Source organism: Virgibacillus sp. 6R (genome assembly GCF_001895305.1).
In the GTDB taxonomy this organism is placed as follows: Bacteria; Bacillota; Bacilli; order Bacillales; family Amphibacillaceae; genus Virgibacillus; species Virgibacillus pantothenticus.
The window spans coordinates 599942-613438 of sequence record NZ_CP017762.1; the positions used below are offsets into that span (position 1 = coordinate 599942).

10 protein-coding genes and 2 rRNA genes are annotated in these 13497 nt (G+C 40.3%); 4 read left to right on the forward strand and 8 right to left on the reverse strand.

The window, feature by feature from the left end:
- Positions 1-136 precede the first annotated feature (136 nt).
- Positions 137-790, reverse strand: coding sequence for a tRNA (guanosine(46)-N7)-methyltransferase TrmB (trmB, locus tag BKP57_RS02880; RefSeq protein WP_072740961.1), 654 nt, complete (start codon positions 788-790; stop codon positions 137-139).
- 77 nt (positions 791-867) lie between these two features.
- Here trmB and BKP57_RS02885 point away from each other — a divergent pair, with 77 nt between their 5' ends.
- Positions 868-1155, forward strand: coding sequence for a YtzH-like family protein (locus BKP57_RS02885; protein ID WP_050353414.1), 288 nt, complete (start codon positions 868-870; stop codon positions 1153-1155).
- On the opposite strand, the gene BKP57_RS02890 is transcribed toward BKP57_RS02885, so the two are convergent.
- From BKP57_RS02890 to BKP57_RS02910, 5 genes are all read right to left on the reverse strand, one after another.
- Positions 1130-1960, reverse strand: a complete 831-nt coding sequence (locus BKP57_RS02890; protein WP_050353415.1) for a phosphotransferase family protein — start codon at positions 1958-1960, stop codon at positions 1130-1132. The two genes, BKP57_RS02885 and BKP57_RS02890, sit on opposite strands and share 26 nt — an antisense overlap.
- Before the next feature lie 175 nt (positions 1961-2135).
- On the reverse strand, positions 2136-3071 hold the full coding sequence (locus tag BKP57_RS02895; protein ID WP_156875267.1) for an NERD domain-containing protein: 936 nt from the start codon (positions 3069-3071) through the stop codon (positions 2136-2138).
- Positions 3046-3630 (reverse strand): RNA 2',3'-cyclic phosphodiesterase, encoded by a 585-nt coding sequence (gene thpR / locus BKP57_RS02900; RefSeq protein WP_072740962.1) that lies wholly within the window; start codon positions 3628-3630, stop codon positions 3046-3048. Before thpR ends, BKP57_RS02895 begins: the two co-directional genes overlap by 26 nt.
- A 46-nt stretch (positions 3631-3676) precedes the next feature.
- The gene (locus BKP57_RS02905; RefSeq protein ID WP_072740963.1) at positions 3677-4387 is read right to left on the reverse strand and encodes a pseudouridine synthase; all 711 of its coding nucleotides are present in this window, start codon (positions 4385-4387) and stop codon (positions 3677-3679) included.
- A gap of 11 nt (positions 4388-4398) precedes the next feature.
- Positions 4399-6012, reverse strand: coding sequence for a putative polysaccharide biosynthesis protein (locus BKP57_RS02910; protein ID WP_050353418.1), 1614 nt, complete (start codon positions 6010-6012; stop codon positions 4399-4401).
- A 228-nt stretch (positions 6013-6240) separates the two neighbouring features.
- On the opposite strand from BKP57_RS02910, the gene BKP57_RS02915 reads away from it, so the two are divergent.
- The 3 genes from BKP57_RS02915 to BKP57_RS02925 all read left to right on the forward strand — a co-directional run bounded on the left by BKP57_RS02915 (position 6241) and on the right by BKP57_RS02925 (position 9213).
- Positions 6241-7506 carry a BaiN/RdsA family NAD(P)/FAD-dependent oxidoreductase gene (locus tag BKP57_RS02915; protein WP_072740964.1) on the forward strand — a complete coding sequence of 422 codons (1266 nt, stop codon included), beginning with the start codon at positions 6241-6243 and terminating at the stop codon, positions 7504-7506.
- 77 nt (positions 7507-7583) lie between these two features.
- Positions 7584-7787, forward strand: coding sequence for a hypothetical protein (locus BKP57_RS02920; protein ID WP_077298987.1), 204 nt, complete (start codon positions 7584-7586; stop codon positions 7785-7787).
- Positions 7788-8019: 232 nt separating this feature from the next.
- On the forward strand, positions 8020-9213 hold the full coding sequence (locus tag BKP57_RS02925) for a dicarboxylate/amino acid:cation symporter (RefSeq protein ID WP_050353421.1): 1194 nt from the start codon (positions 8020-8022) through the stop codon (positions 9211-9213).
- Between the two features lie 910 nt (positions 9214-10123).
- Here BKP57_RS02925 and rrf read toward each other — a convergent pair.
- Positions 10124-10239: ribosomal RNA gene (gene rrf, locus BKP57_RS02930) — 5S ribosomal RNA — on the reverse strand.
- A gap of 159 nt (positions 10240-10398) precedes the next feature.
- Positions 10399-13316, reverse strand: a 23S ribosomal RNA gene (locus BKP57_RS02935).
- Positions 13317-13497: the final 181 nt, after the last annotated feature.

Here is a 13497-nt window from a genome sequence, read left to right on the forward strand (position 1 = left end):
GAAGTCGCCTAGTTGCTGGGCGATGGAGCCGGACGTGGCTAGTCGGTTATTTCGTTATCCATAAGCACCTAAGTTTATACTTTCTTATTCTTGCATAAAAATAGCTTAGCGAGCATTTAACGAACTCGCCAAGCTGTTAACTGTTTCCTTTGTGATTACATGTGATACGGCAACGATAGATCGGCTGACCTTTTGCTGTAAACTTCTCTTCATACTCTGTCATACGATTTGTGGAGTCATCAGCTTCATGCAGATCAAGATTCACTTCTTCAATTCTCATTCCATTTTGCGAAAAACTTGCTAATGAATATTCAAATAGCCCCATATTATCGGTCTTTAAAATAATTTCGCCATTCGGACGCAAAACTTCTTTATACTTATCTAAAAAAGTATAGTATGTCAATCTCCTTTTCTCATGTCGGTTTTTTGGCCAAGGATCAGAAAAATTTAAATAAATTTTGGTTAATTCATCTTTTGCAAACAGTTCAGTTAAACGTTCAGCGTCGACATGCAACAAACGAATATTTAGCTGCTCCGAAACTAGTACCTTTTGGGCAGCAGTAACGATAATACTTTTCGCCACCTCTATGCCAATAAAATTAATATTCGGGTATTGTTTCGCCATTTCGACGATAAATTGTCCTTTTCCTGTTCCAATTTCAAGATGGATGGGTGCATCATTTGCAAACACATCCTTCCATCTGCCACGATAACTGACCGGATTGGAAATAACCGTGTCCGGATGTTCCTGTAAAAAATCATCTGCCCACGGCTTATGACGTTGACGCATATATGTAAGCCTCACTTTCTGTATACGAGTATAGAAATGAATAAATGAACAATACTATGATTAGAGGTGATTTGAAGATGGAACTAAACACAAATAACCAACTAACCTTGCTTATGGATTTATTAGATGAGCATCACAGCGACTGTTGTGGAAGCGTTTCTGAATATCAACAAATTACTAGGCTAGTGAAGTCACTCATGCAAAACAGCTCGATTACTGATCAACAACTGCATACATTACTACCTGAAATATACCACTACGGAAAAAACGGGGAATCTTCACGAGATATAGAAGCACACATCACGGCGAATAATAAGCAGTTAGCGGCATGGATTGATGCTATTCATCAAACAAATCTAAATTAAAATTCCCTATTTGATTATTTAATACTTGCAGCTCGTGCAAACGATCTACAAATTTAACACCTTCATCACGTTCTTTATGCCAACATAAATAATGAAGGGAATCAAGTAATAAATACCAATGCATCCGACCTAGCAGGTGACTGTCTGTTGCAATACCGTACTGACTTAACCACTCGTGCCAATTTTCTTGTGGTATATACGAATTTAAAATCATTCCATAATCGATAACTGGATCAGCAATTAACGCATTATCCCAATCGATAAGATATAAATTCCCTTCTTCGGTTAATAGTAAATTATTATGATTTAAATCACCATGGCACACGACTAATTTTTGCTTCCTCGTAATAGGAAGCAATTTTTCTAAGTTGGTTAATGCGAGATTGATCTGCTCATGTGTATGATTTAAATCAATTTGTAATAAACGTTTTTTGATTGTATCGAAACTTTCATCTGAAGTAATGGGTTTTTTTCCTAAGCGCATAAGCATGTACAACAATTCAGAGGACTGGTGGATTTTTCGTAATAAGTCTGCAACTCGTAAATGTTGCATTTCTACTGGTTTTAATTCTCTTCCCTCCAGCCATTCTTGGGCTGTAATGACGTCACCATTTTCCATTCTTTTCGTCCAAATTAGCTTCGGTACAACCCCTTCTGCCGATAAAACAGCTAAAAACGGGGATGAGTTACGTTTTAAAAATAATCGCTGGTTATCCTTCGTTGCCAGGTAAGCGTCTCCCGTAAGCCCACCTGCTGGAGCTACTTCCCACTCACTACCTAGAACTCGCTTCAGCCAGTTCACCATAAATTCCTCACATCTTTCAAATTTTAGCGTTCAATAATATATTTTATCTATATCTATCCAAAAATACAAATCTGAATAGCTAGTGATTTGTTCAATTAACATTTCAGGAAAAATTTTGAAGAAAATCCGTTTTTTCTGTTAGTTGTTAAGTTACTAATCAGGAAACGGACCAGCGTTAAGATTCTTCTTCAACAAATTCAAATGGGTTTCGTTCTTCTTCCCATTCCGGGCGTTTTACCGAAGTTGTTTGTACATGTTTTAATAATGCTTCCGCTACTTTTAACTGCTGGTTTTTTAATGGAGAAGTCATATTTCGCTTTTGCGAGAACCAGCTGTCGTATTGCTGTTTCCCAATAATTTTCGTCTGATACGGCTCAGCTAAAAATTGAACTGGATTGGATTTAGCTAGAATGGTTTTCGTAATTGGGAAATTTAAATGATAATGAGAAAGTATTCCTTTTATAATGTTCTCCGTTCGTTTTAAAGCAATGTGTGGATTTAACAATTTCCCCCTGCTATTTTCCTTTTCAACGATCCACGTCCGTGCATCTTGTGCTATTATCGTTGCCCCAGTAGTCTCCCTTAATTGGCAGATGATTTCAATGCCTATTGGAGAGATCAAAATAATTTCGCACTCTACTGGAGCTTTTTTAATTGTGAAAATAGGGTAATACAAAAATAAATACGTGTCTGGAAACCGTTGTAAAAAATATTTAATCTCATTATCTTCTGTCCATTTCTTATCAACAAAGGAAATATCGGTTACCGTTGAAGTAGCCCATTTCATTTGTAAGTGTAATAATTTGTCTAAGTAATATTGCTTTAGCCCTTGCTCTGTTTCAGGAAGATCAAGATCAGCAGTATATTCTTCGTGGTCTACATCAACTGCTTTTGTTTTGCGTTTCCACAACTTCCAGCGCGGATGTTCCTTTGCTTCTTGCATCATTTCAGTATGATCCACAGAGCTATTAGCTGCTTTTTCCCACATATCTTTTAACTGGTGCCAGTTTTCATTTTTCAAGCGAATAAATTGACTGGGATATCGATAGGGGCTCCACTCATACCGGGAAATATAATCTTGTAATTTAATCAGTTGCGCCAGTGTTTTCACCTCCCAACGCTTTAAAACAAGCTTTTACTTTGTATTTTGGTTGTTGCTTTGGAAAAATTTGATATAGTACAAAGCGATCAACATATAACCGGATGATTGAATGGTTCATATATTTCGTCTGGGCTATTTCTTTTTCCATGCTTCCAGTGCCGGCCCATTTCTTTGCCAATGTGATGTGAGGAATGTATGGCCGTTCTTCCGATGAGAACCCCGTTTGTACCGCTACAAACTGCACTTGATTCGCTAAATCTGTTAAAGCCTCGGTAGATTGTACAGCAGAATAGATAACGCGAGGTTTATCAGTAGAGCCAAAAGTACCGATACCGCCTACTTGTACATAAAAGGGAGAGAAAGAAATTGTCTGCAACTTCTTCACCAATTCCCATACTTTACTATCGGACACCGGTCCTAAAAACTTTAAAGTAATATGAAAATCCAGCTCATGTACCCACTGCTTGTAAGGAAACTTAGACCTTAAAACTGCTTGCTCCTCACGGCAAGCAGCTTGCACTTCTTTAGATAATGGAATAGCAATAAAATAATGTGGCTGTTGTGACATCGTTAGCCTCCTGTAAAAGCCTATATTCGTTCAAGGCTGTTTCGCTTTAAGTTTCATACAGTAATTTTAATTCTTCTGTGTTTAATTCTCGGTATTGACTCATTTTAAGCGCCTCGTCAAGTAGTAGTTTCCCCATCCTAGTTCGTTTTAAATATAGTACTTGTTTATCGACGGCGCGAAACATTCGTTTAACTTGATGAAATTTACCTTCCGTTATAGTAATCTCTACCGCTGACGTTTCTCCCTGTTGCAAAATGCTTAATGTTGCAGGCTTAGTTATATAACCATCATCCAGCGTAACTCCATTAGCGAAAACTTTACAATCTTCTTCTGTTACCTCACCTTTAATCTTTGCAAAATATGTTTTGGGCACATGTTTTTTCGGAGATAATAATTCATGCGCTAGTTGTCCATCATTTGTTAATATCAGCAATCCTTCCGTATCCTTATCAAGCCGCCCGACAGGAAATGGACGAAAATTTTGTAACTCCGCCGGCAACAAATCAATGACTGTTTTTTCTTTTTTATCCTCGGTTGCTGAAATTACACCAGGTGGTTTATGTAACATGATATAGATATATTTTTGATATTGAACAAGCTCCTCGTTTACTTTTATCGTATCGTTATCGGGATCAACGTGAGCAGAGCTATCTTTTATTACCTTATTGTTCACCGTAACATGTCGTTTTTTAAGCAATGCTTTTACTTCTTTTCTACTTCCAATTCCAGCATTGGCTAAAAATTTATCAAGCCGCATTTTTTACTCTCCTATCGCCGGAAAATTTTATCTAAAAACCGAATTCGATTTCCAAGCACTCTTTCTAACAATGTTGAAGCATAAGCCAACCATAAGTAAACAAATCCACCTAAACAGACACATACAATTAATGTGAGCATCATCCCCAAACGCGTTTCTGGTACTGCTATACCTAGCAAATATTTACCTAAAACGATCGCTCCGCTCATTATTGCTATGAAAATCAATATTAATATCGTTCGCTTAGCTAATGGTTTATAGGAAAAGTGGGTTGCTGACCGGATACACCATAAATTAAGTACAGTAGCAATACCTGCAGCTAATGCTGTTCCTAAAATAGCACCCTTTGCACCGAACATATAAATAAGCTGTATGTTTAACAATAGTTTTGCGAGCACACCTGCCGATAAACTAATAACCGCAAACCGTTGTTGGTTAACGCCCTGTAAAATAGATGAGGTAACTGTAAAAAGCCCAAAGAACAAACCGACAGGAGCATACCAGGCAAGCAGTTCACCTGAAATTTTAATTTGCTCCAAACCAAATAATGCGCCATACGCTTCTGTAGATAACAGAGAAAGTCCAGCAACAGCAGGAAGAATTAGAAACATTACAATTTGCAGTGCCTGATTAATTTGCTTCTTTAACAGCTGATTATTTTTTTGCGTAAATGCTTTTGTCATTTCTGGCAATATGGCTAAAGATAAGCCCGTTGCAATTGTGACAGGTATAATAACCAGTTTATGACCGTAGAAATTCACAACCGAATATGTAAAAGACCATAAATCTTCCCTGCCACTAGCTACCATTGCCCTTTCAAAAGTAAATTGATCAATCAATTGGTACAAAGGAGTTGCTAAGCCGACCAAAACAAACGGTCCCGCATAGCGAAATAATTCTTTTAACATATCACGTGTGCGAATATCATACATATATATTTGCTGCTTCCGTTGTCTGTCCATATACGGTTTTCGTTTTTGCCAATAAACCCATAATACAACACAGGAAGCGACTGCTCCAAGGAAAGCTGCAAAAGTCGAAAATCCAACAGCGGCAATAATGGACCCACCTAAAACATTAACAATAACAAATGATCCTGCTAAGATAAAAAAGATACGTACAATTTGTTCCATCACTTGTGATAAAGCTGTAGGCCCCATCGAATGATATCCTTGAAAAAAGCCTCTAACAATACTCATAGCGGGAATTAAAATCAATGCAAAGCTTACCATCTTAATAACAAAAGCTACATCTGTTCTTGATATTGCTTCAGCATTTTCGCTCGTAATCATTCCAGCCGCCAACAAATCGGCGCTAAAAAACAGTACAAAAAAAGCTAATATCCCGGTTGTAACCATCAATCTCATTCCAGTACGGAACATGCGCATTCCTGTTTCATAATCCCCAACAGCATTATATTTGGAAACAAACTTGGATACAGCTAATGGCACTCCAACAGTAGAGATACTAATAAATATATTGTAAGGTGTGTACGCTAAGGAAAAAAGCGTCCCACCAGTTGCACCAACTAATGAATTAAAGGGAATGACATAAACCATTCCTAATAATTTAGACAGAAAAGTTGCTCCTGTTAACAATATCGTTCCACGTACTATATTCGACATTTTTTCACCTGCATTTATCAACATTTAATAAAAAGCTACTATATTATGTAATTCGTTTTTCAAAATTAGCATATGATCTATTTTATCACATTTTTCTTTGTTTCCTCTCCTTAAATGACAACATTGTTTTACAAAATGTTTCTTCTTCTTCATACATTACCATTTACCAAGATAAAATTGTCTCTTTCCTTTGTTCATGGTACGATACTACGGAAAGGAATGAAGAAAATGTCCTATGACGTAACCATTGTTGGCGGAGGACCTTCTGGATTAATGGCTGCTATTGCCGCAGCTGAGTCGGGTGCCAACACATTATTGCTGGAAAAAGGAAAGAAACTAGGAAAAAAACTGGCTATCTCAGGTGGAGGCCGATGTAATGTAACGAACCGTCTGCCTCAGGAAGAAGTCATTAAGCATATTCCTGGAAACGGAAAATTTTTATACAGTGCTTTTTCTATATTTAACAATTACGACATTATTGATTTTTTCACGCATTTAAATGTCCCGTTAAAAGAAGAAGATCATGGCAGAATGTTTCCAGTTACTAATCAGTCTAAAACGGTAGTTAATGCGTTACTGAAGCGCATGGAAGAGCTAAATGTCACAGTAAAGCTAGAGATGCCTGTAAAAGCAGTCCACTACGACAAGAAACACCATACTATTATCCTCTATAATGGAGATAAAATCCAATCTAAAACCATTATCATTGCTGTTGGAGGTAAAGCGGTACCGCAAACAGGTTCTACTGGAGATGGGTATGCATGGGCAAAAAAAGCCGGACATACAGTTACCGACCTATATCCTACAGAAGTTGCTTTAGTTTCTAAGGAACCTTTTATCCAAAATAAATTACTACAAGGTATTTCGTTACGTAACGTTTGTTTATCTGTGCTTAATCAAAAAGGGAAAACCATTATTTCCCATCAAATGGATATGATTTTTACGCATTTCGGCATTTCTGGTCCAGCAGTATTGCGTTGCTCCCAATTTGTTGTTAAAGAAATAAAAAAAGGACAAACTGCTGTTCCAATGGAGCTTGATCTATTTCCTAATGCCACTGAACAAGACCTAGCTCAGCAACTCTTTGAACAGATTCAAACAACACCTAAAAAATCGATTAAAAACTTGTTAAAAGGATGGGCTCCAGAAAGGTTTATTGGATTTTTACTGGAACGACATGGTGTACATGAAGATAAAAAAGTAGGAAATCTTTCCAAGCAATGGGTATTGGAATTCATACACGATTGCAAACAATTTACATTTTATGTTCATGACTCCCTCCCATTGGAAAAAGCGTTTGTTACTGGTGGTGGAGTTTCTATTAAAGAAATTGTTCCAAATACTATGCGTTCAAAGGTAATGGAGCGTTTATATTTTTGTGGAGAAATATTGGATATACATGGCTATACAGGCGGTTATAATATAACATCTGCACTTGTTACAGGCAGAATCGCTGGTTTAAATGCTGCTATTGAAGCAGAGGTTGGAAGTTGATACCTTGTATCGTTTTTATGCTTTTGCTTAACCTAATAATGTCTGTTTTTATCACTCTAAGGGCAAAGAAAGGATCGATGATGGTGCAAAAAAGTGGAATGTGGATACCAATTATTGCTTCTGTAGGCGTAGGTGCTGCTACATTTTATACGATGACGAAAAACAATCAAAATTTTGGTCAAACCATGCAAAAAATGATTCCTTTTGTATCGCAAATGTCAAACTCTAACGCTTCAAATAGCGGCGGTTCCCAACAATTAGGCCCTTATGGGATGAGTTAAATGGGCAAAGCGCACCTTATAAGGTGCGCTTTTATTATCATTTTGTATGGAGCGAAGGCGCTAATTGTTTAAGCAGGAGTAAATACTGGTTCAAATGACCAACATGTGAATAAATAATTATCCAATAACAAGGAATTCATATAATTGTACTTTTTTCTGAATTTGCATGTTAGACGAATTTATACATATTGTGTACAATAGATAATATTATAATGAAAGGAGGACGATACATTTGAAAGGTTTTGGATTACTACTACGCATTATCATCGCTATAGGACTAGGTATTGCGTTCGGTTCATTTGTAAATGACTGGTTTATACGTTTATTTGCAACATTTAATGATCTGTTTGGTAACTTTTTAGGATTTATAATACCGTTAATTATTCTCGGATTTATTATTCCTGGTATCGGTTCAATGGGAAAAGGAGCAGGAAAACTATTAGGACTGACAGCAATCATCGCATATTCTTCGACAATTATTGCTGGAATCATTGCCTTTTTATCTGCTAAAATGATTTATCCTAACTTATTAAATCAGCAATCACTTCAGTCTTTTTCCGATCCAACAAAATCATTGAGCAGCGGATTTATCCAAATTGAAATGCCCCCACCTATGGGCGTGATGACCGCATTATTACTTGCTTTTGTACTTGGATTAGGAATTGCAGCAATTAAGGGAGATTCACTTTACAAACTATCCCTTGATTTTAGGGATATTATCCATTTAGTAATTGAAAAGGTAATTATTCCGTTACTTCCGTTTCATATTTTTGGTATCTTTGCCAATATGACTTCTGCAGGTCAAGTAAGTACTATTTTAGCTGTTTTTGCTAAAGTATTTGTTATGATAATCATCTTACATTTACTTTACTTATTCGTACAATATACAGTTGCAGGAGGTTTAAGCAAGCAAAACCCATTATCTATGCTTAAAACAATGGCACCCGCCTATTTTACTGCTTTAGGAACGCAATCTTCAGCAGCTACCATCCCTGTTACTTTAGAGCACGCTAAACGATTAAAGGTTCGAGAAAATATTGCAGATTTCACTGTACCTTTACTGGCAAATATTCATTTATCAGGCAGTACCATCACGTTAGTAAGTTGTGCATTAGCTGTATTGTTTTTACAAGGCGATGCAGCTACGCTTGGAACTATCTTTCCATTTATTTTAATGTTAGGTGTTACAATGATTGCTGCACCAGGAGTTCCAGGTGGTGCAGTCATGGCAGCAATTGGACTTTTGGAGAGTATGCTAGGCTTCGACTCAACCATGGTATCACTGATGATCGCCTTATACTTAGCCCAAGACAGCCTTGGAACTGCTTGTAACGTTACTGGTGACGGAGCAATTACAGCTATTACTGACAGCTTAAGCAGAAAGGGAAAATCTTTCAACGGCGATGCTGAAGTAGCTCAGTCTTAATAAATGGTATTTTTAACAAAGTTATACTTATCCAAGTACTCCTCCACACACGTTTTCAACTTGTTGGAGGAGTCTTAATTTTAGTGAGAGTTTTTTAAATTGCTTGTTATCTCCATTTAGAGTTGAGCGAATTTTCCAGTGCCTTACATTCTCTGCTTAAACGTCAAAATTGCTATACTTTAATATGGCGGGTATAGGTATAAGTAACAAATTAAGACAATAAATATGTATGTGATAGTGGAAACTCTCCGCCATCTTTTTTAACCTTAGATGATTTTTTTAACCTCCTGTTACCATAATATTTTCTTCTTCATTCACTCAGGTTCCAAATGAATTACGTTTTAACACTTTTACAGTGTTATTTACTCCCACAATATAGCCATTGCTGAATGGTTACATAAACGAATGTAAAGGTTCTTTTCCAACCGCCGGAATGTCCCTTCACACGCTGAAATGCTTCTAAATTCGAGTTTTCATAGCTTCCATACAGGTTTCAAACCTGCTATTACCATTTTTTGGACAAACCATTTGTCTTTTTAAGTCACAAAATTAAAACGAACCCGACAGCATATAACTTAAAGATGATGTCTTTACGAAATTCGTACATTTTTGGTAGTGGTCTACCATTTTTAATCGTTCATAAAAGATATGACGACAATGCATCTTTTCTTTAATCTTCATGTTACAAGATATCAGATGTAAAGTAGACCCTAAATGCTATACATTCATTTGGTTGGCTTTTTACAATATGCATATTCTGTCTTTTACTTTCGTATGAAGCTCGATGCATCATTGTCCTGAACCCTTTTTCTAATCAGGAACACCACCATATTAAGGCCCGAATTTTATAATTTCCTGGACAAACAAAAAAACTGACCATCTTATTTGATGTATCAGTTTTTACCTTATTGCCTGGCGGCGTCCTACTCTTGCAGGGGCAAAGCCCCAACTACCATCGGCGCTGGAGAGCTTAACTTCTGTGTTCGGCATGGGAACAGGTGTGACCTCTCCGCCATTACTACCAGGCAAAGTTGCTATTTGTTATGTTGTGCTAAAAAATAGGCACAAATCTTATTATAAGCGTTTTTGAGAAAAAATCAAGATTTTTGTTAAAAAAAATCGATTCCTGATTTATACCTCGAAAACTAAATAAGAGATCATCCAACGATTCATCTTCCAAAATGGTTAGTTAAGTCCTCGATCGATTAGTATCCGTCAGCTACACGTGTCACCACGCTTCCACCTCGGACCTATCAACCTCATCATCTCTGAGGGATCTTACTCACTTTTAGTGATGGGAAGTCTCATCTTGAGGGGGGCTTCATGCTTAGATGCTTTCAGCACTTATCCCTGCCACACGTAGCTACCCAGCTATGCTCCTGGCGGAACAACTGGTACACCAGCGGTGTGTCCATCCCGGTCCTCTCGTACTAAGGACAGCTCCTCTCAAACCTCCTGCGCCCACGACGGATAGGGACCGAACTGTCTCACGACGTTCTGAACCCAGCTCGCGTACCGCTTTAATGGGCGAACAGCCCAACCCTTGGGACCGACTACAGCCCCAGGATGCGATGAGCCGACATCGAGGTGCCAAACCTCCCCGTCGATGTGAACTCTTGGGGGAGATAAGCCTGTTATCCCCGGGGTAGCTTTTATCCGTTGAGCGATGGCCCTTCCATGCGGAACCACCGGATCACTAAGCCCGACTTTCGTCCCTGCTCGACTTGTAGGTCTCGCAGTCAAGCTCCCTTCTGCCTTTACACTCTGCGAATGATTTCCAACCATTCTGAGGGAACCTTTGGGCGCCTCCGTTACCTTTTGGGAGGCGACCGCCCCAGTCAAACTGCCCGCCTGACACTGTCTCCGGACCGGATCACGGCCCTGGGTTAGAAGGTTCGTACAGCCAGGGTGGTATCCCACGGTTGCCTCCACGTAAGCTAGCGCTCACGCTTCGATGGCTCCCACCTATCCTGTACAAGCTGTACCAACATTCAATATCAGGCTACAGTAAAGCTCCACGGGGTCTTTCCGTCCTGTCGCGGGTAATGCGCATCTTCACGCATAGTATAATTTCACCGGGTCTCTCGTTGAGACAGTGCCCAAGTCGTTGCACCTTTCGTGCGGGTCGGAACTTACCCGACAAGGAATTTCGCTACCTTAGGACCGTTATAGTTACGGCCGCCGTTTACTGGGGCTTCGGTTCTACGCTTCGTGCCGAAGCACTAACGTTTCCCCTTAACCTTCCAGCACCGGGCAGGTGTCAGCCCCTATACTTCGCCTTTCGGCTTCGCAGAGACCTGTGTTTTTGCTAAACAGTCGCTTGGGCCTATTCACTGCGGCTCCTCCTTAAAGGAGCACCCCTTCTCCCGAAGTTACGGGGTCATTTTGCCGAGTTCCTTAACGAGAGTTCTCCCGCTCACCTTAGGATTCTCTCCTCGCCTACCTGTGTCGGTTTGCGGTACGGGCACCTATGAACTTACTAGAGGCTTTTCTTGGCAGTGTGAAATCCGGAACTTCGGTACTCTATTTCCCTCCCCGTCACAGCTTGAAATTATCGGACGGATTTGCCTATCCGACTTTCTCACTGCTTGGGCGCACACATCCATCCGTGCGCATTCCTTATCCTACTGCGTCCCCCCATCGTTCAAACGTTCATGAGGTGGTACAGGAATATCTACCTGTTGTCCATCGCCTACGCCTTTCGGCCTCGGCTTAGGTCCCGACTAACCCTGAGAGGACGAGCCTTCCTCAGGAAACCTTAGGCATTCGGTGAAAGAGATTCTCACTCTTTTTTCGCTACTCATACCGGCATTCTCACTTCAAAGCGCTCCACCAGTCCTCACGATCTGACTTCACTGCACTTTGAACGCTCTCCTACCATTGTTCGTAGAACAATCCGCAGCTTCGGTGATACGTTTAGCCCCGGTACATTTTCGGCGCAGAGTCACTCGACCAGTGAGCTATTACGCACTCTTTAAATGGTGGCTGCTTCTAAGCCAACATCCTGGTTGTCTGGGCAACTCCACATCCTTTTCCACTTAACGTATACTTTGGGACCTTAGCTGGCGGTCTGGGCTGTTTCCCTTTCGACTATGAACCTTATCACCCATAGTCTGACTCCCAAGGATAAGTAGCTGGCATTCGGAGTTTGACTGAATTCGGTAACCCGATGAGGGCCCCTAGTTCAATCAGTGCTCTACCTCCAGTACTCTTTCCTTGAGGCTAGCCCTAAAGCTATTTCGGAGAGAACCAGCTATCTCCGTGTTCGATTGGCATTTCACCCCTACCCACACCTCATCCCCGCATTTTTCAACATACGTGGGTTCGGGCCTCCAGTCAGTGTTACCTGACCTTCACCCTGGACATGGGTAGATCACACGGTTTCGGGTCTACGACCGCATACTATATCGCCCTATTCAGACTCGCTTTCGCTGCGGCTCCGTGTCTTCCACTTAACCTTGCATACGATCGTAACTCGCCGGTCCATTCTACAAAAGGTACGCCGTCACCCATTAACGGGCTTCGACTACTTGTAGGCACACGGTTTCAGGTTCTCTTTCACTCCCCTCCCGGGGTGCTTTTCACCTTTCCCTCACGGTACTGGTTCACTATCGGTCACTAGGGAGTATTTAGCCTTGGGAGATGGTCCTCCCGGATTCCGACGGAATTCCTCGTGTTCCGCCGTACTCAGGATACACTCCGGAGGAGATTCCTTTTCGATTACAGGGCTGTTACCTTCTTTGGCGGATCTTTCCAGATCGCTTCATCTAAAGAATCTCTTGATAACTCCTATGGAGTGTCCTACAACCCCAGAAGGCAAGCCTTCTGGTTTGGGCTGTTTCCGTTTCGCTCGCCGCTACTTGGGAAATCGCATTTGCTTTCTCTTCCTCCGGGTACTGAGATGTTTCAGTTCCCCGGGTATGCCTCTTCTATCCTATGAATTCAGATAAAAGTACTACTCCATTACGAGCAGTGGGTTCCCCCATTCGGAAATTCCCGGATCGACGTCTACTTACGACTCCCCGGGACATATCGGTGTTAGTCCCGTCCTTCTTCGGCTCCTAGTGCCAAGGCATCCACCGTGCGCCCTTATTCACTTAACTAACTTTCTATTTATGAATAAGCATATTACTTTTCAGCTTTTGGTTTTCTAGCTTCAGCTCATAGCAATAGCATGACTTCCTTCCTCTCCATACGATAAGTCAACATCGATTCACTTGCGTTCACCGTGTTCCTTTATCTCCTTCGAGTCAGTCCAGTCTGTACATCGCTACACATTCGCTT

Excerpts from the sequence above, each read along its gene's own strand:
- BKP57_RS02885 (WP_050353414.1), top strand. The coding sequence starts at position 868 with ATGGAACTAAACACAAATAACCAACTAACCTTGCTTATGGATTTATTA.
- trmB (WP_072740961.1), bottom strand. The coding sequence starts at position 790 with ATGCGTCAACGTCATAAGCCGTGGGCAGATGATTTTTTACAGGAACAT.
- thpR (WP_072740962.1), bottom strand. The coding sequence starts at position 3,630 with ATGTCACAACAGCCACATTATTTTATTGCTATTCCATTATCTAAAGAA.
- BKP57_RS02905 (WP_072740963.1), bottom strand. The coding sequence starts at position 4,387 with ATGCGGCTTGATAAATTTTTAGCCAATGCTGGAATTGGAAGTAGAAAA.
- BKP57_RS02915 (WP_072740964.1), top strand. The coding sequence starts at position 6,241 with ATGTCCTATGACGTAACCATTGTTGGCGGAGGACCTTCTGGATTAATG.
- BKP57_RS02910 (WP_050353418.1), bottom strand. The coding sequence starts at position 6,012 with ATGTCGAATATAGTACGTGGAACGATATTGTTAACAGGAGCAACTTTT.
- BKP57_RS02920 (WP_077298987.1), top strand. The coding sequence starts at position 7,584 with ATGATGGTGCAAAAAAGTGGAATGTGGATACCAATTATTGCTTCTGTA.
- BKP57_RS02890 (WP_050353415.1), bottom strand. The coding sequence starts at position 1,960 with ATGGTGAACTGGCTGAAGCGAGTTCTAGGTAGTGAGTGGGAAGTAGCT.